The organism is Streptococcus sp. 2022WUSS083, from assembly GCF_044427155.1.
GTDB lineage: Bacteria > Bacillota > Bacilli > Lactobacillales > Streptococcaceae > Streptococcus > Streptococcus hashimotonensis.
Genome location: NZ_JAOTGK010000003.1, coordinates 243786 through 261013, shown reverse-complemented (window position 1 = coordinate 261013; position 17228 = coordinate 243786). Strand labels below are relative to the sequence as shown.

Annotated in this window: 20 protein-coding genes and 1 other annotated feature; all 20 genes read left to right on the top strand. The window is 41.6% G+C overall.

What is annotated here, in order from left to right; all coding sequences use genetic code 11:
• Window positions 1-4 precede the first annotated feature (4 nt).
• The 20 genes from thiI (at window position 5) to ODU41_RS05180 (ending at window position 17185) form a co-directional block, all read left to right on the top strand.
• Complete coding sequence (gene thiI, locus ODU41_RS05275) at window positions 5-1222, top strand: tRNA uracil 4-sulfurtransferase ThiI (RefSeq protein ID WP_044667791.1); 1218 nt, start codon at window positions 5-7, stop codon at window positions 1220-1222.
• A 117-nt stretch (window positions 1223-1339) separates the two neighbouring features.
• The gene (gene brnQ, locus ODU41_RS05270; protein WP_398578759.1) at window positions 1340-2668 is read left to right on the top strand and encodes a branched-chain amino acid transport system II carrier protein; all 1329 of its coding nucleotides are present in this window, start codon (window positions 1340-1342) and stop codon (window positions 2666-2668) included.
• A gap of 67 nt (window positions 2669-2735) precedes the next feature.
• Window positions 2736-2824, top strand: a sequence feature (ribosomal protein L21 leader region).
• 35 nt (window positions 2825-2859) lie between these two features.
• Window positions 2860-3174, top strand: coding sequence for a 50S ribosomal protein L21 (gene rplU / locus ODU41_RS05265; protein ID WP_002941330.1), 315 nt, complete (start codon window positions 2860-2862; stop codon window positions 3172-3174).
• A 46-nt stretch (window positions 3175-3220) separates the two neighbouring features.
• A complete protein-coding gene (gene rpmA / locus ODU41_RS05260; RefSeq protein ID WP_009909754.1) occupies window positions 3221-3514 on the top strand; it encodes a 50S ribosomal protein L27 in 294 nt (97 codons plus the stop codon).
• A gap of 307 nt (window positions 3515-3821) precedes the next feature.
• Window positions 3822-4277 carry a GNAT family N-acetyltransferase gene (locus ODU41_RS05255; protein WP_029171825.1) on the top strand — a complete coding sequence of 152 codons (456 nt, stop codon included), beginning with the start codon at window positions 3822-3824 and terminating at the stop codon, window positions 4275-4277.
• Window positions 4278-4363: 86 nt separating this feature from the next.
• A complete protein-coding gene (locus tag ODU41_RS05250; protein WP_023370460.1) occupies window positions 4364-5278 on the top strand; it encodes a LysR family transcriptional regulator in 915 nt (304 codons plus the stop codon).
• Window positions 5271-5735, top strand: a complete 465-nt coding sequence (gene lspA / locus ODU41_RS05245; protein ID WP_015646892.1) for a signal peptidase II — start codon at window positions 5271-5273, stop codon at window positions 5733-5735. Before ODU41_RS05250 ends, lspA begins: the two co-directional genes overlap by 8 nt.
• A complete protein-coding gene (locus tag ODU41_RS05240) occupies window positions 5719-6612 on the top strand; it encodes an RluA family pseudouridine synthase (RefSeq protein WP_029171823.1) in 894 nt (297 codons plus the stop codon). The genes lspA and ODU41_RS05240 overlap by 17 nt, the downstream gene beginning before the upstream one ends.
• Window positions 6613-6692: 80 nt before the next feature.
• The gene (locus ODU41_RS05235; RefSeq protein ID WP_012775074.1) at window positions 6693-7031 is read left to right on the top strand and encodes a zinc ribbon domain-containing protein YjdM; all 339 of its coding nucleotides are present in this window, start codon (window positions 6693-6695) and stop codon (window positions 7029-7031) included.
• A 45-nt stretch (window positions 7032-7076) separates the two neighbouring features.
• The gene (locus tag ODU41_RS05230; RefSeq protein ID WP_074391161.1) at window positions 7077-7724 is read left to right on the top strand and encodes a Pr6Pr family membrane protein; all 648 of its coding nucleotides are present in this window, start codon (window positions 7077-7079) and stop codon (window positions 7722-7724) included.
• A gap of 198 nt (window positions 7725-7922) precedes the next feature.
• The gene (gene pyrR / locus ODU41_RS05225) at window positions 7923-8444 is read left to right on the top strand and encodes a bifunctional pyr operon transcriptional regulator/uracil phosphoribosyltransferase PyrR (RefSeq protein WP_011922318.1); all 522 of its coding nucleotides are present in this window, start codon (window positions 7923-7925) and stop codon (window positions 8442-8444) included.
• 55 nt (window positions 8445-8499) lie between these two features.
• Window positions 8500-9423 (top strand): aspartate carbamoyltransferase catalytic subunit, encoded by a 924-nt coding sequence (locus tag ODU41_RS05220; protein ID WP_074391160.1) that lies wholly within the window; start codon window positions 8500-8502, stop codon window positions 9421-9423.
• 504 nt (window positions 9424-9927) lie between these two features.
• A complete protein-coding gene (locus ODU41_RS05215) occupies window positions 9928-11007 on the top strand; it encodes a carbamoyl phosphate synthase small subunit (protein WP_024388785.1) in 1080 nt (359 codons plus the stop codon).
• 228 nt (window positions 11008-11235) lie between these two features.
• On the top strand, window positions 11236-14415 hold the full coding sequence (carB, locus tag ODU41_RS05210) for a carbamoyl-phosphate synthase large subunit (protein WP_074391159.1): 3180 nt from the start codon (window positions 11236-11238) through the stop codon (window positions 14413-14415).
• A 10-nt stretch (window positions 14416-14425) separates the two neighbouring features.
• Window positions 14426-14740 (top strand): hypothetical protein, encoded by a 315-nt coding sequence (locus tag ODU41_RS05205; protein ID WP_044667780.1) that lies wholly within the window; start codon window positions 14426-14428, stop codon window positions 14738-14740.
• A 70-nt stretch (window positions 14741-14810) separates the two neighbouring features.
• Entirely contained in the window at window positions 14811-15572 is a 762-nt protein-coding gene (locus ODU41_RS05200) for a class I SAM-dependent methyltransferase (RefSeq protein ID WP_044761281.1), read from the top strand.
• Window positions 15569-16216: a pyroglutamyl-peptidase I gene (pcp, locus tag ODU41_RS05195; RefSeq protein ID WP_002940685.1), complete on the top strand. Its 648-nt coding sequence runs from the start codon at window positions 15569-15571 to the stop codon at window positions 16214-16216. Before ODU41_RS05200 ends, pcp begins: the two co-directional genes overlap by 4 nt.
• Complete coding sequence (locus ODU41_RS05190; RefSeq protein ID WP_015646885.1) at window positions 16216-16524, top strand: DUF4298 domain-containing protein; 309 nt, start codon at window positions 16216-16218, stop codon at window positions 16522-16524. Before pcp ends, ODU41_RS05190 begins: the two co-directional genes overlap by 1 nt.
• A gap of 124 nt (window positions 16525-16648) precedes the next feature.
• Entirely contained in the window at window positions 16649-16921 is a 273-nt protein-coding gene (gene rpsP, locus ODU41_RS05185; RefSeq protein WP_002940682.1) for a 30S ribosomal protein S16, read from the top strand.
• A gap of 21 nt (window positions 16922-16942) precedes the next feature.
• Window positions 16943-17185, top strand: a complete 243-nt coding sequence (locus tag ODU41_RS05180) for a KH domain-containing protein (protein WP_012028079.1) — start codon at window positions 16943-16945, stop codon at window positions 17183-17185.
• Window positions 17186-17228: the final 43 nt, after the last annotated feature.

Sequence of the window (17228 nt, the reverse complement as noted above, 5' to 3'; positions counted from 1 at the left end):
ACTATTGAACTATTCAGAAATTATGATTCGCTACGGCGAATTGTCAACTAAAGGGAAAAACAAGATGCGGTTTGTTAACAAACTCCGCAATAATATCAAGCATGTCCTTTCTGTTTACCCAGAAGTGACCGTTTATTTTGACCGTGACCGTGGTCATGTCTATTTGAACGGGGCAGATTATCAGGAAGTCTCAGCTTCTTTGAAGAAGATTTTTGGGATCCAAAATTTCGCACCATCTTATAAGGTTGAAAAGTCTGTTCCAGCTTTGAAAGAAGCGGTTCAAAACATCATGAAAAACATTTATAAGGACGGTATGACCTTCAAGATTGCTGCACGTCGTAGCGACCACAATTTTGAATTGGACAGCCGTGACCTTAACCAAGTCCTTGGAGATGCGGTTTTTACAGCTATTCCAAATGTACAGGTACAGATGAAGTCACCAGATATTACCTTGCGAGTGGAAATCCGTCCTGATGCTGCTTATATTTCCCATGAAGAAATCAAGGGGGCAGGCGGTCTGCCAGTTGGAACATCTGGAAAAGGAACGCTTATGTTATCAGGTGGTATTGATTCGCCTGTTGCGGGCTATTTAGCACTGAAACGTGGGGTTGAAATTGAAGCCCTTCACTTTGCAAGTCCGCCTTATACTAGCCCAGGTGCACTTAAAAAGGCCCATGATTTGACTCGTAAATTGACTGCCTTTGGTGGTAATATCACCTTTATCGAAGTGCCGTTTACAGAAATTCAGGAAGAAATCAAGGAAAAAGCACCTGAAGCTTATTTGATGACCTTGACACGCCGCTTCATGATGCGGATTACAGACCGAGTACGGGAAGAGCGTGGTGCCATGGTTATTATCAATGGTGAAAGTCTAGGACAGGTGGCAAGTCAGACCTTGGAATCTATGCAGGCTATCAATGCGGTGACAAATACACCTGTTATCCGTCCAGTCGTTACCATGGACAAGTTGGAAATCATTGATATTGCTCAAGAAATTGATACCTTTGATATTTCCATCCAGCCATTTGAGGATTGCTGTACCATCTTTGCCCCTGACCGTCCAAAAACCAACCCTAAAATCAAAAATGTCGAGCAATACGAGGCTCGTATGGATGTTGAAGGCTTGGTGGAACGAGCTGTGGCTGGGATTATCGTAACTGAAATCACACCGAAAGAAGAAGTGAAAGACGAAGTGGATAGTTTAATTGAAGACTTACTGTAGAATTCAATTGTTTGACATACATTTAAATCCAGCTATTGCTGGATTTTTTAGTTCGAATCGTTCGGAAAAATCGAATTTGTATGATATAATAAGACTTCAGAAAAATACAAAGGAGTTATTATGAAAAAAGGAGCTCTAACAGGTTTACTCCTGTTTGGTATGTTTTTTGGTGCAGGAAACTTGATTTTCCCACCTGCACTTGGTGTCTTATCTGGTGAGAATTTCTGGCCAGCTATTTTAGGATTTGTTGTATCGGGTGTCGGTATTGCTGTCATTGCCTTGATTGTCGGTACATTAAACCCCAAAGGTTATGTACATGAGATTTCTCGCAAGATTTCACCGACTTTTGCAACGATTTATCTTGTTGCCTTGTATTTGGCTATCGGTCCTTTCTTTGCCATTCCGCGTACGGCTACAACGTCCTTTGAAATTGGTATTGCGCCATTGTTGAGTGATGCGAATCTAGGGCTCTGGTTGTTTGGCTTTACAGCTCTTTACTTTGTGGCAGCCTACCTGATTGCCCTCAATCCATCTCAAATCTTGAACAGTATTGGTCGTATTTTAACCCCTGTTTTTGCGATTTTGATTGTGATTTTGGTGGTGCTGGGTATTGCCAAGTATGGTTCGACCAGTCCGTTGCCGGCTTCGGAAGCCTATTCAGCTGGACAGGCATTTGGTACAGGATTTATTGAAGGATACAATACCCTTGATGCTCTTGCGGCGGTTGCTTTTAGTGTGGTAGCTGTCAATACCTTGAAACAACTTGGTTTCTCCAGCAAGAAAGAATATGTTTCAACCATCTGGTCTGTTGGTTTTGTTGTAGCTTTAGCTTTCTCAGCACTATATGTCGGTTTGGCTTTCCTAGGTAATCATTTCCCAGTTCCTGCTGATGTTTTGGCTTCTGATACCAACAAGGGTGTTTATATTCTTTCGCAAGCAACACAGGCTATTTTTGGTCCAAGTGCACAAATTTTTTTGGCAGCTATGGTTATCGTCACTTGCTTTACGACAACGGCTGGTTTGATTGTTTCCTCAGGTGAATTTTTCGCTGAGCGTTTTCCACGTTTTAGCTACAAAGTATATGCGACTATCTTTACTTTGATTGGCTTTGGGATTGCCAACCTCGGTTTGAACAATATCATCACCTTCTCAGTTCCAGTTCTTTTGGTTCTCTATCCAATTACCATCTGTATTGTCTTGATTACCATTGTTAACAAATTTGTACCGCTTTCTACTTACGGTATGCAATTAACTGTGGGACTAGTGACAGCTTTGTCATTGGTAGAAGTTTTGGCTGGTCAATTTGGTTGGACAGCTGTTTCAAAAGTTATTTCAGCTTTGCCATTGGCTGGACAATCATTAGCATGGTTATTACCAGCTCTTGTCGGAATCGTCCTCTCTCTATTCTTACCAAACAAGCAGGAGAGCGAAGTTTTTGAAATGTAAGAAAAGTGATACAAAACACTTGCATTTGCAGGTGTTTTTGTTATAATAGGACTGTTGACTATGCACATTTCCTGTGCAACCGCACGAATGCCGTTCTTTCGATGAGAGTAGAGTAAGTGGTTCGTCCCACGGTACTAGGCGAGTCTTCACATTAAATTCGGGCAAGGCCCAAAAATCATAGGAGGTGCATAATGAGCACATATGCAATCATTAAAACTGGCGGCAAACAAGTTAAAGTTGAAGTCGGTCAAGCTATCTACGTTGAAAAATTGAACGTTGAAGCAGGTCAAGAAGTTACTTTCGAAGAAGTAGTTCTTGTTGGTGGTGAGAAAACTGTTGTGGGTACTCCACTTGTAGCAGGCGCTACTGTTGTTGGTACTGTTGAAAAACAAGGTAAACAGAAAAAAGTTGTTACCTTCAAGTACAAACCTAAAAAAGGTAGCCACCGCAAACAAGGTCACCGTCAACCTTACACAAAAGTTGTTATCAACGCTATCAACGCTTAATCGCGTAGCTTGAAGCAATCATTACAGAAATTCGGAGGAATAACATATGTTAAACTTGAATCTTGCTAACTTGCAATTTATGGCCCACAAAAAAGGTGGAGGTTCAACGTCAAACGGTCGTGACTCACAAGCAAAACGCCTTGGTGCGAAAGCTGCTGACGGCCAAACTGTATCAGGTGGTTCAATCCTTTACCGCCAACGTGGTACAAAAATCTACCCAGGAGCTAACGTAGGTCGTGGTGGAGATGACACTCTTTACGCTAAAGTAGAAGGCGTTGTACGCTTCGAACGTAAAGGTCGCGATAAGAAACAAGTATCTGTTTACCCAATCGCAAAATAAGTCTGAAAATGGCTTAACAATAGGCTTTCCGAGATTTCGGAAGGCCTGTTTTTTTGTTTTAATCTCCATTTTTCATTTACCAAGGGTTTGATGTGAAATGATCAGGCACTGGTAGTTATATAAAAAGTTATTAGTTGAAAATGAACATGTGAATATAGGTTGACTGACACGAGTAATATATGGTAGTATTACCATACAATAGAATGAAGGGAGGCGATTCAAATGAAAGCAATAGTAAGATATGTCAAAAAACAAGGAATCAAGAGTAAGGAGGTTAAGGCAATTTAACCTCCGAAAGGAGAAAATAATGCAAATTGTAGCAATAAGAGATTCAGTTGAAAAAGCTGATATTATAAAAATGGTATTGGCAGATTTACCTGAGTGGTTTGGCTTACCTGAAAGCACTAAAGAATATATTCAAGATGGGAGTTTGCTGCCATTATGGGCGGCATTTGACGAAGATGAGCCAGTAGGATTCGTAACCTTAACGTGCACCTCTGACGATTGTGGGGAAGTTCACTGTATGGGTGTTAAAAAATCTCATCATCGAAAAGGACTGGGTCGAGCGTTGATGCAAGCATTGGAAGGAGAGGCGAGAAAATCATATGCCTATCTACAAGTAAAAACGGTTGACCAAGGGCACTATGAAACATACGACAAGACCATTGCTTTTTATCATTCTTGTGGTTTTGCTAAGTTAGAAGTTTTTCCAAACTTGTGGGACGAATGGAATCCCTGTCTTATCATGATTAAAAAGTTATAATCACTTACCACTAGCAATTTTGCTGGTGGTTTTATTATGTGGTATAATAGAAAGATAGGAAATTGGAATGAAGAAAGGACGAGTCGATGAATATTCAACAATTGCGCTATGTGGTGGCGATTGCCAATAGCGGGACTTTTCGTGAGGCAGCAGAGAAAATGTACGTTTCCCAGCCTAGTTTGTCTATTTCCATTCGTGATTTGGAAAAAGAGTTAGGTTTTCAAATTTTTAGCCGAACTAGTTCAGGAACTTTTTTGACACAAAAAGGGATGGAATTCTATGAGAAAGCTCAGGCTTTAGTTAAGGGATTTGATCAGTTTGAGCATCTCTATTTGCAACCTGAGGAAGGTGAGAAGACTTTTTCAATTTCAAGTCAGCATTATGATTTTCTTCCCCCATTGATTACGGAGTTCTCTCGTAGCCACCCGCAGTACCCTCATTTTCGCATTTTTGAATCGACTACAGTACAGATTTTAGATGAAGTTGCTCAAGGTTATAGCGAGCTTGGTATTATTTATTTGAACGAGAGAAATACAAAAGGAATCATGCAGAAATTGGATAAACTTCACTTGCAAGCTGTAGATTTGTCTGCATTTCAGACTCATATCTACCTTCGTGAAGATCATCCTTTGACAAAGAAAGCTGAGATTGAGCCAGCAGATTTGGTAGGTCTACCTACCGTACGGTTCACTCAAGAAAAAGAGGCTTATCTCTATTATTCCGAGAACTTGATTGATACGTCGGATTCCTCGGTTGTGTTTGATGTGACAGACCGTGCTACTTTGAATGGAATTTTGGAGCGTACGGATGCCTATGCAACTGGTTCGGGCTATCTTGATGATGAGAGTGTCAATGGCATTACAGTAATTCCTCTCAAAGGAAAGGTAGACAATCGCATGGTCTACGTTAAACGAGCCAATGATGAACTTAGTTCTTGTGCCAAAGACTTTATTGAAACCATGCAGGCATATTTTGATAAGAAGAAGGATGAAAATGCGTAAAATTGGATTTCCATTTTTGATGGTAGTATTAATTGGTCTGGACCAGCTTGTAAAAGCTTGGACAGTTGCCAATGTTGAATTAGATACGGTAACGGAATTTATACCAGGATTGATGAGCTTAGCTTATCTAAGAAATTATGGTGCAGCCTGGTCGATTTTACAAAATCAGCAGTGGTTTTTCACGATAATGACAATTGTAGCTGTGACAGGCCTAGTGTGGTACTATATCAAACAGATCAAGGGCAATATCTGGACTCTATTCAGTCTGTCTTTGATGATTGCTGGTGCTCTTGGGAATTTTATTGATCGTCTTAGACTGGGATATGTGGTGGACATGTTTCACTTGGATTTTATTAGTTTCCCTGTATTTAATGTAGCAGATGTTTGTCTGACAGTTGGTGTAGGTATTTTATTTATTTGTATTATGAAAGAAGAGAGTAATGGAAGTAAGAGTTGAGGTTGGTGGCATTCGTTTGGATAAGGCATTGTCGGATTTGACGGATTTGTCTCGTTCGGTTGCAAATGAGCAGATTAAGGCTGGTCAGGTTTTGGTCAATGGACAGCCTAAAAAAGCTAAATATAGTGTACAGGTTGGAGATGTCCTAACCTATCAAATTCCAGAAGTAGAAGAAATCGACTATGTTGCTGAGGATATTCCTTTAGAGATTGTCTTTCAGGACGAGGATGTTGCTGTTGTAAATAAACCTCAAGGGATGGTCGTTCATCCGTCGGCTGGTCACACATCTGGAACGCTAGTTAATGCTCTCCTTTATCACGTAAAAGATTTGTCAGGCATCAATGGTGTCTTGCGACCAGGAATTGTTCATCGGATTGATAAGGATACTTCTGGCCTGCTCATGGTTGCTAAAAACGATGATGCCCATACAAAGCTTGCTGCTGAATTGAAAGACAAGAAATCCCTTCGTAAGTATTGGGCCATTGTCCACGGCAATCTACCAAACGATCGCGGAGTAATTGAGGCGCCGATTGGTCGTTCTGAAAAAGACCGCAAGAAACAAGCGGTGACTGCCAAAGGGAAAGAAGCTGTGACACGTTTTCAGGTTCTGGAGCGTTTTGGTGACTACACTTTGGTGGAATTGACCTTGGAAACAGGGCGAACTCACCAAATTCGTGTCCACATGGCTTATATTGGTCATCCGGTTGCGGGGGATGAGGCTTACGGCCCAAGAAAAACACTAAAAGGGCATGGTCAATTTCTTCATGCCAGAACGCTTGGATTTACCCATCCGAGAACTGGTGAGGTTGTTGAATTTACGGCAGAAGCGCCAGCTATTTTTCAGGAGACACTTGAAAAACTGCGCAAGGCTGAATAATAGTATGAAAACCTTATCATCTTGCCCATTTTTTCAACAAATGCTATACTAGAACATGAAAAATGTTAAGGAGAGTAAGAATGGAAACTTTACCAAATTGTCCAAAATGTAATTCTGAATATGTCTATGAAGACGGTGCCCTCTTGGTTTGCCCTGAGTGTGCTTACGAGTGGAACCCAGCAGATGTAGCTGAGGAAGAAAGTGGACCTGTTGCAATTGATGCTAACGGTAATCGTTTGGCGGACGGCGATACTGTGACGCTTATCAAAGATTTGAAAGTGAAAGGTGCGCCTAAGGACCTTAAACAAGGTACACGTGTTAAAGGCATCCGTATTGTTGAAGGCGATCACAATATTGATTGTAAAATCGATGGTTTCGGTGCGATGAAGCTGAAATCTGAATTTGTTAAGAAAATCTAAGAGAGGACTGGTTAACCAGTCTTTTCCTGTTTTTGAAAGGATATTATGAAACATCAAAGTATTTTGTTTTACAGTAGATGCCTGTTAGCCATTTTAGCCATCACAGGTACCGCCTTAGAAATCATTAAATACGGTATCGGGATGCTCATGTATTATACGGTGCAATCTAATTTATTAGTATCTCTGTTCGCTGTCTATATGGTATATGCCATGGGTAAAAGTGTGGATTTACAGACGTCACGTTTTCTTCGGATAAAGGCTGCTGTAACCATGTCTATCATGATTACTTGTGTAGTCTATCACTTTATGTTGGCACCTTTGGCAGACGATTTCTGGCGTCTTGAAAATCTACTCTGCCATTATATTGTTCCCTTATATTTTTTGTTAGATACCCTAATAGTAGATCGTCAGCAACAGTACAAGTGGTTTGACCCGATTTGGTGGACGCTTTTGCCTGTTCTCTACATGATTTTTGGTCTAGTGAATGGTCTTTTCATAAAAATTCCAATCCCAGATGCTAAGGACAGTCCTTTTGCTTATTTCTTTCTCAATGTCCCTAAGTATGGTTGGACTTATGTTTTGACTTATGCAGGTACAATTTTTGTTGCTTATCTGATTTGTGGGTTTATGTTGGCGGGACTTAAATCCATAAAACTTAAGACTTCATTGTCTTTTGGAAAAAATTCTCAGTAAAATCCGATAATTTCTATATTTTTTCAGAAAAAAATTGTCAAGGCTGAGATTTTATGCTATACTCTGCTTAATAAATCCTTTAAAACCTGTCCAGAGAGGCAGACAAGGAGTCGGATGTTAAGCAGGTTGGTTCTAACTAGCCTATATTTTCATAGTCTCCTTGTATAAGGAGACTTTTTCTATACTTTTGGAGGTCTTATGAAGACAAAAGAAATCGTTGACGATATGACTATGAAACGGGCGATCACCCGTATCACTTATGAAATTATCGAGCGGAACAAGAATTTGGATAATATTGTCCTTGCAGGGATTAAAACACGGGGTGTTTTCATTGCAAAGAGGATTCAGGAGAGGCTTAAGCAATTAGAGGGTATCGATGTTCCGTTGGGAGAGTTGGATACCAAGCCGTTTCGAGATGACATGAAGGTAGAAGATGATACGACAAATATGACTGCCAATGTCAACGATCGTGATGTTATATTAGTAGATGATGTGCTTTATACAGGACGAACTATTCGTGCTGCTATTGACAACATAGTGTCCTTGGGCCGTCCAGCTCGCGTTAGTTTAGCGGTACTTGTGGATCGTGGACACAGGGAGTTGCCTATTCGAGCAGATTATGTTGGGAAGAATATTCCAACTAGTCGTTCTGAAGAAATCATTGTGCACATGGCTGAAATCGATGGTCAAGACGCTGTCCTTCTGGTTGAAGGTGCATAGTCGCTTCGTTTACAAATTATCATTCTACATCTAGATCATAAAGGTAGGTATCATCATGACAATTACAAATGGTAAAGTTTCACTCAAACACTTGGTTACAATGGAGACCCTCTCAAATGAAGAAGTATTGGGACTCATTCAACGTGGTATTGCTTTTAAACGCGGTGAAAAGGTAGAGTTGGATCGGAAGTACTATGCTTCTAACCTTTTCTTTGAGGATTCAACTCGGACGCATAAGTCTTTTGAAATGGCAGAGCTTCGTTTGGATATGGGAATGATTGACTTCGATGCTCGTACCAGCTCAGTCAATAAGGGTGAAACCTTGTATGATACCATTTTGACCATGTCGGCACTTGGGGTAGACATTTGCGTGATTCGTCATTCGGAAGTGGATTATTACAAGCAATTGATTGATAGTCCTACCATCCAGACTTCAATTGTCAATGGTGGTGATGGTTCAGGCCAACACCCAAGCCAATCCCTACTTGATTTGATGACTATTTATGAAGAATTTGGAACTTTTGAAGGCTTGAAGATTGCCATTGCAGGTGATATTACACACTCACGGGTTGCTAAGTCCAATATGCAAATTTTGAAACGTCTGGGAGCTGAGATTTTCTTTGCTGGACCGGAGGAATGGTACGCAGAGGAATTTGATGTCTATGGTCAGCATTTGAATATTGATGATATTGTGGAAATGGTAGATGTACTGATGTTGCTCCGTGTGCAACACGAACGACATGATGGTGATGGTGGATTCTCTAAAGAAACTTATAACCGTTTGCATGGTTTGACTGATGAACGCTACAAACGCTTGAAAGATACTGCAATTGTTATGCATCCGGCCCCTGTTAACCGTGATGTAGAAATTGATGACCAATTGGTAGAGGCACCAAAATCACGTATTGTCCGTCAAATGCAAAATGGTGTCTTTGTTCGGATGGCGATTTTGGAAGCAATTGTCAATGGCAAGGCTTAAACTTTAACTATTTAGAAATTTGTTAGACTTATCTTATTTAATGTCGCTCAGAGAGGCGACGAATAGAAAGGTAAGGGACAGGTCAATGGTTGCAAGCAACTCATTTCCCTACGCCTGCCTCTATGGAGGTCAGGCTATCCCTTGCACTAGCAGTAAGGTTTATCTAATATCGAGCTAAACCTTACTGTGTCGGTCAGAGCAAGTCGGATGATATGCTAAAGCATTTGTCCTCCTATGCAAAGTCCTATGGGACCTTTGCTAACTTTGACACTAGTTTGTACAGTCAATTATTATCGAATTGACCGTACAAACGTCGGACTATTATTTAATTCTATCCGGAGAGATAGAAAATAGAAAGGAGAGTGGGTGCTCTGTTGCTCGGATTTGTAACTGAATTCGGGCTACGGACTGGGTCAAAAAGATAGTTTTTCCTCGAACGCAAGCGTTCTTGGTCAAACTCCTATTTTGACTGTGTCCGCTTAACGCCCTTAATATCTTATTATTATGTCAAAAAGACGTTTGATTTTAGAGGATGGCACTATTTTTGAAGGGGAGGCCTTCGGTGCTGATATTGATGTGACTGGTGAGTTGGTTTTCTCAACTGGGATGACAGGTTATCAGGAATCTATCACGGACCAGTCTTATAATGGTCAGATTTTAACCTTTACCTATCCCTTGGTAGGAAATTACGGGATTAACCGTGATGATTACGAGTCAATTAAGCCGACTTGTAAGGGAGTGGTTGTCAGTGAGTGGGCTCGTCGGGCAAGTAACTGGCGTAACCAGATGACTTTGGATGAATTTTTAAAGGCTAAGAAAATTCCAGCAATTTCTGGAATTGACACACGCGCCCTAACTAAAATTATTCGTCAGCACGGTACCATGAAGGCGACTCTTGCAAATGTCGGTGATTCTGTGGAGCATTTGACAGACCAGTTGAGAGCGACTGTTTTGCCAACCAACAACATCCAGCAAGTATCAACAAAAACAGCCTATCCTGCACCTGGAGTTGGACGTAGTGTCGTTCTGGTTGATTTTGGATTGAAACATTCTATTCTTAGAGAGTTAGCCAAGCGTGATTGCAATGTGACAGTTGTCCCGTATGATACGACTGCTGAAGAAATTCTTGCCCTCCATCCTGATGGTGTCATGCTATCAAACGGCCCAGGAAATCCAGATGATGTTCCAGAAGCGCTAGAAATGATTCGTGGGATTCTTGGTAAAATTCCAATTTTTGGTATCTGTATGGGGCACCAACTTTTTGCTAAAGCAAATGGGGCAACGACTTATAAAATGAAGTTTGGTCACCGTGGTTTCAACCATGCTGTTCGTGAAATTGCGACAGGTCGAGTGGACTTTACCAGTCAGAACCATGGTTATGCAGTGGCTCGTGAAGATTTACCTGAATGTTTAATGATTACTCATGAAGAAATCAATGACAAATCAGTAGAAGGGGTACGCCACAAGTACTATCCAGGTTTCTCTGTTCAATTCCACCCAGATGCTGCACCTGGTCCACATGATGCCAGCTATTTGTTTGATGAATTTATGGAATTGATGGATTCGTTTAAAAAAGGGCAGTAAGGTTTAACCACTATCGAGCTAAACCTTACTGCGTCGGACTTATCTTATTTAATGTCGCTCAGAGAGGCGACGAATAGAAAGGAGAAGGGGTGTTCTGTTGCTCGGATTTTGTAATTGAATTCGGGCTACGGACTGGGTCAAAAAGATAGTTTTTCCTCGAACGCAAGCGTTCTTGGTCAAACTCCTATTTTGACTGTGTCCGCTTAACGCCCTTAATATCTTAAAATTATGCCAAAACGTACGGATATTAAGAAAATTATGGTGATTGGGTCTGGTCCGATTATTATCGGTCAGGCTGCGGAGTTTGATTATGCTGGGACTCAGGCTTGTTTGGCTTTAAAGGAAGAAGGCTATAGTGTTGTCTTGGTCAATTCAAACCCTGCGACCATCATGACAGACAAGGAAATTGCGGATAAGGTCTATATTGAGCCGATTACGCTTGAATTTGTCACACGGATTTTACAGAAGGAGCGTCCAGATGCTCTCTTGCCGACTCTTGGTGGTCAGACCGGTCTAAACATGGCCATGGAATTGTCTAAGGCTGGTATTTTAGATGAGCTTGGAGTTGAGCTGTTGGGAACCAAACTCTCTGCAATTGATCAGGCAGAGGACCGCGACCTCTTCAAACAACTCATGGAAGATCTCAATCAACCTATTCCTGAGTCAACGATTGTGACAACAGTTGAAGAGGCTTTGGAATTTGCTGGTGAAATTGGCTATCCTGTCATTGTTCGCCCAGCCTTCACGTTGGGTGGTACTGGCGGTGGTATGTGTGCCAATGAAGAAGAACTGCGTGAAATAGCGGAAAATGGTCTGAAACTATCACCGGTGACCCAGTGTTTGATTGAGCGTTCGATTGCTGGTTTCAAGGAAATCGAATACGAAGTAATGCGCGATGCAGCTGACAATGCCTTGGTCGTATGTAACATGGAAAACTTTGACCCTGTGGGAATTCATACAGGAGATTCTATCGTATTTGCCCCAACGCAGACGCTTTCGGATATTGAAAACCAGATGCTGCGTGATGCCAGTCTCAGCATCATCCGTGCCTTGAAAATCGAGGGCGGTTGTAATGTGCAGTTGGCACTGGATCCACATAGTTTCAAATACTATGTCATCGAGGTGAACCCACGTGTGTCCCGTTCCTCTGCCTTGGCATCCAAAGCGACAGGTTATCCTATTGCCAAATTGGCAGCAAAAATTGCGGTTGGCTTGACCTTGGATGAAATGGTGAACCCTGTCACAGGGACAACCTATGCCATGTTTGAACCTGCACTTGACTACGTTGTGGCTAAGATTCCTCGTTTCCCATTTGATAAGTTTGAAAAAGGGGAGCGCCGCCTTGGAACGCAGATGAAGGCAACTGGTGAGGTCATGGCCATTGGTCGCAATATCGAAGAAAGTTTGCTCAAGGCCTGCCGTTCTTTAGAAATCGGAGTCTATCACAATGAAATGCCCGAACTCAGCCAAGTGACAGATGACCAATTGGTTGAAAAGATTGTCAAGGCACAGGATGATCGTTTATTCTATCTTTCAGAAGCTCTTCGACGTGGCTTTACAGTAGAAGAACTGGCTCAATTGACGAAGATTGATCTTTTCTTCCTTGATAAGCTGCTTCATATCTTAGAAATCGAGCAGGAATTGGTAACGAATTTTGATAATATTGATTTATTGAAGAAAGCCAAGAAATACGGTTTTGCAGATCGCAAGATTGCGGAACTCTGGGGACGGACAGAATCCTACATTCGTCAACTGCGGACAGAGCACAAAATTGTCCCTGTTTATAAGATGGTGGACACTTGTGCAGCTGAATTTGAAAGTGCTACACCTTATTTCTATTCAACTTATGAGTGGGAAAATGAGTCCATCCGCTCGGAAAAAGAATCTGTTTTGGTGCTGGGTTCTGGCCCAATCCGTATCGGACAGGGTGTGGAGTTTGACTATGCAACGGTGCATTCGGTCAAGGCCATTCAAGCGGCTGGCTACGAAGCTATCATAATGAACTCAAACCCTGAAACAGTGTCAACTGACTTTTCGGTTTCGGACAAGCTTTACTTCGAGCCGTTGACCTTGGAAGATGTCTTGAATGTGATTGACCTTGAGAAACCCAAAGGGGTTATCGTTCAGTTCGGTGGCCAGACGGCCATTAATTTGGCAGAGCCATTGGCAAAAGCAGGTATTCCAATCTTGGGGACGCAAGTGGAAGACTTGGATAGAGCTGAAGACAGGGATTTATTTGAAAAAGCCCTGAAAGACCTTGGTATTCCACAGCCACCAGGCCAAACCGCAACCAATGAAGAGGAAGCACTAGAAGCGGCCCACAAAATTGGTTTCCCAGTACTTGTTCGTCCCTCATATGTCTTGGGCGGTCGTGCTATGGAAATTGTCGAAAATGAAGAGGACTTACGTTCTTATATGAGAACGGCGGTCAAGGCTTCGCCGGAACATCCAGTTTTGGTGGATTCTTACATCGTCGGTCGTGAGTGTGAAGTGGATGCCATTTCAGACGGTAAGGATGTCTTGATTCCAGGTATTATGGAACATATCGAACGCGCAGGGGTTCACTCAGGTGACTCGATGGCTGTTTATCCGCCACAAACCCTGTCTAAAGAGGTGCAGGCGGCCATTGCAGACTACACCAGACGCTTGGCAATCGGTCTCAACTGTATCGGTATGATGAATATCCAGTTTGTTATCAAGGATGAGACGGTTTATGTGATTGAGGTCAATCCTCGTGCTAGTCGTACGGTTCCATTCTTGTCCAAAGTCACAGACATTCCAATGGCCCAGGTTGCAACCAAATTGATTTTGGGACAAAGCCTTGCGGAACTGGGTTACCAAGATGGTCTTTATCCTGAGAGCAATCAGGTGCACGTTAAAGCACCAGTATTCTCATTTACAAAATTGGCTAAAGTTGACAGTTTGTTAGGACCTGAGATGAAATCTACTGGTGAGATTATGGGGTCTGATACAACTCTCGAAAAAGCACTTTATAAGGCTTTTGAAGCAAGTTATCAGCATTTGGAAGATTTTGGCACTATCGTCTTTACAGTTGCGGATGAGGACAAGGAGGAGGCCTTCCGTCTAGCGGAAAGATACCGTGAAATTGGCTTTATTATTGCGGCTACAAGCGGTACGGCAACTGCCTTTCAAGCTAAGGGCTTAGACTGTCTGCCTGTTGGGAAAATCAGTAGAGACCAAAGAGAGTCGATTCCTCAGCTGGTCCGTAAAGGAAAAGTGCAAGCCATTGTCAATACAGTAGGCAAAAAGCGTGTGGCAGACGAGGATGGAGAGGTTATTCGTGCATCTGCTATCGAAGCAGGGATTCCGCTTTTTACAGCCTTAGATACTGCTGCGGCTATGTTGGCTGTACTAGAAAGTCGTAGTTTTTCGACGCGAGCAATTTAGGAGATAAAAAATGAAGGTTCATTTAGTGGATGAGTTTGGGAATGTAAAGGAAGTGAAGGCTGGTTTTTCATGGACAACCTTTTTCTTCAAGTTTTTTGTACCGCTGATTCGAGGTGATTTAAAATGGTTTGCGATTATTTTGGTAGCATTCTTATTTGCCTTGTTAATTGATCGTCGCTTTGATATTCCTTTTATTAATACTGGCTTTGGGATTTTGTGGGGCTATCTCTACAATCGAATCTATATCAAGGAAGCCTTGGCAAAAGGATGGCGTCCGGTTAGTGAAGCTGATCAGGAAGCCATTCGCCAATTTCTACAATCCTAAGTCTTGATTCACAAAGAGATTTAAGTGTGACTTCGTAAGAAGTCACGCTTTTTCTGTTATAATATTTAATATGAAAGTAATCGTAACAACAAGTTTGGGAATGGATGGGCACTTGGTTCAGAAGGCCAAACGGCTAGCTGAAGATTTAGGGATTGTTTACTGTGAGCGGCGGAAGCAAGCCGTGAAGGTCTTACTCAAGCAGGCGGATGCGGTTTTGGTGGTTTATAAGGATCGATTGGTTTTTGAGCAAAAAGAAGGGAGAAAACTCTTTTTCCATCCAGATACTGCCATGTTGCGGATTAAGTCTGGAAGAGATCCGATTTTAGAATTACTTGGAAAAGAAAAACAATCAATAATAGACTGTACTATGGGCTTGGGATCTGATAGCATAGTGTTAGCGAGTGCTGGTCATCGGGTGACAGCCTTGGAAAGTTCTAAGCTAGTGCACTTTATTGTGAGTCGGGGTTTACAGGATTTTGATAGTGGGCTGCAAGAGGTCAATCGAGCCATGAAATCTATCCAGACAATTTGGACAGATAGTTTGACTTATTTGAAAGAGCAAATAGATAAGTCTGTTGATGTCATTTACTTTGATCCCATGTTTTCAGAAGAAATCAAGGAATCACAAAATCTTTCTGGCTTGTCTGGTTTGGCTGACAGAAGCCGTTTAACGGAGGAAATTGTATCTGAGGCTAAACGAGTAGCTAGGAAGAAATTGATTATAAAGGCTCATTTTCGAGATCAGGTCTTTGAAGAATTTGGCTTTAAACGTCATGTCAGACCCAATCAAAAATTTCACTACGGAGAAATTATTTTGGAGGAGGAAGTATGAAAATCATCGTAACAGGCTTTGATCCCTTTGGTGGCGAGCCTATTAACCCAGCCTTGGAAACAATCAAATCTCTACCTAAGACCATTGCTGGTGCAGAGATTATTCTTGTAGAGATTCCGACTGTTTTTGACAAGGCTGCGGATGTTTTAGAGGAGAAAATGGCAGAACATTTACCTGATGCGGTACTATGTATTGGTCAGGCTGGTGGGCGAGTTGATTTAACTCCTGAGCGTATAGCCATTAACCAAGATGATGCACGCATTCCAGACAATGAAGGGCAACAGCCGATTGATAGAACGATTCGAGAAGATGGTCAGCCTGCTTATTTCTCCACCTTACCCATCAAAGCAATGGTTGAAGCTATTCATAGGATTGGGCTTCCAGCTTCTGTTTCTAATACTGCTGGGACCTTTGTCTGCAATCATCTCATGTATCAAGCTCTTTACTTGGCGGAGAAACAATTTCCAAAGACTAAGGCAGGCTTTCTCCATATTCCCTTCTTGCCAGAGCAGGTTGTAGACAAGCCAGGACTAGCTTCCATGTCTTTGAACGATATTGTAAGAGGAGTTGAAGTAGCTATAGGAGCGATTGTTGAATATAGGGATAAAGAGGATATTAAAAAGGGTGGTGGCAGTACACATTGATGAAAAATATTATGGAAGCAAGAAAACGTGTAGAGGAAATGGAAAAAATATTTAACAGACAGCTAGAGCTGAACCAGTCCCTTTCCGATAGTCTGTCACAACTCAACCAGGAACAATCGACTTATTTACAGTTATTAGATTATTACCAGAGCCAGACCTATATGGAAGATCTTGATTTATCTAATAAGGGTTATTTCAATGGTATTCCTTGCGGAGTATTGAGTGAAGATGGAGTCTATAATTTACTGTTTGACCGTACAAATCTAGCAAGTCAACTGAGAGAACTAGCAGATATGCTCGAACAATAAAATTTTTTAAAACCTGTCAAGTTTTTTTCTTGACACCCTGTTAAAGTGTGGTATAATAGAACATGTGCTAAATAGCTCTGCTATTTCACCGAATAAAAATACAAAGAAAAGAGAACATTTAAAAATGGCAGTAAAAATCCGTTTGACTCGTATGGGTTCTAAAAAGAAACCTTTCTACCGTATCAACGTTGCAGACTCACGTGCACCACGTGATGGTCGTTTCATCGAAACTGTTGGTACTTACAACCCACTTTTGGCTGAAAACTCAGTAACTCTTAAAGAAGAGCGTGTACTTGAGTGGTTGGCAAAAGGTGCACAACCATCTGATACAGTTCGTAGCCTTCTTTCAAACGCTGGCGTATTGAAGAAATTCCACGAACAAAAATTCTCTAAGTAAGAACAGTAAGCGAGAACACTTATGGACATGATTGAAAATCTCATTATTGCGATTGTGAAACCTTTGATTTCACAGCCTGATAGCTTGACAATAAAAATTGTTGATACACCTGAATTCTTGGAATATCATTTGGATTTGGATCAATCTGATATTGGACGTATCATTGGTAGAAAAGGACGCACAATTTCTGCAATCAGAACGATTGTCTATTCTGTTCCAACAAGTGATAAAAAAGTTCGTTTAGTGATCGACGAGAAAGAATAGAAAGTCACCGTTTGGTGGCTTTTAACGTTGACAAAGGGGCCTA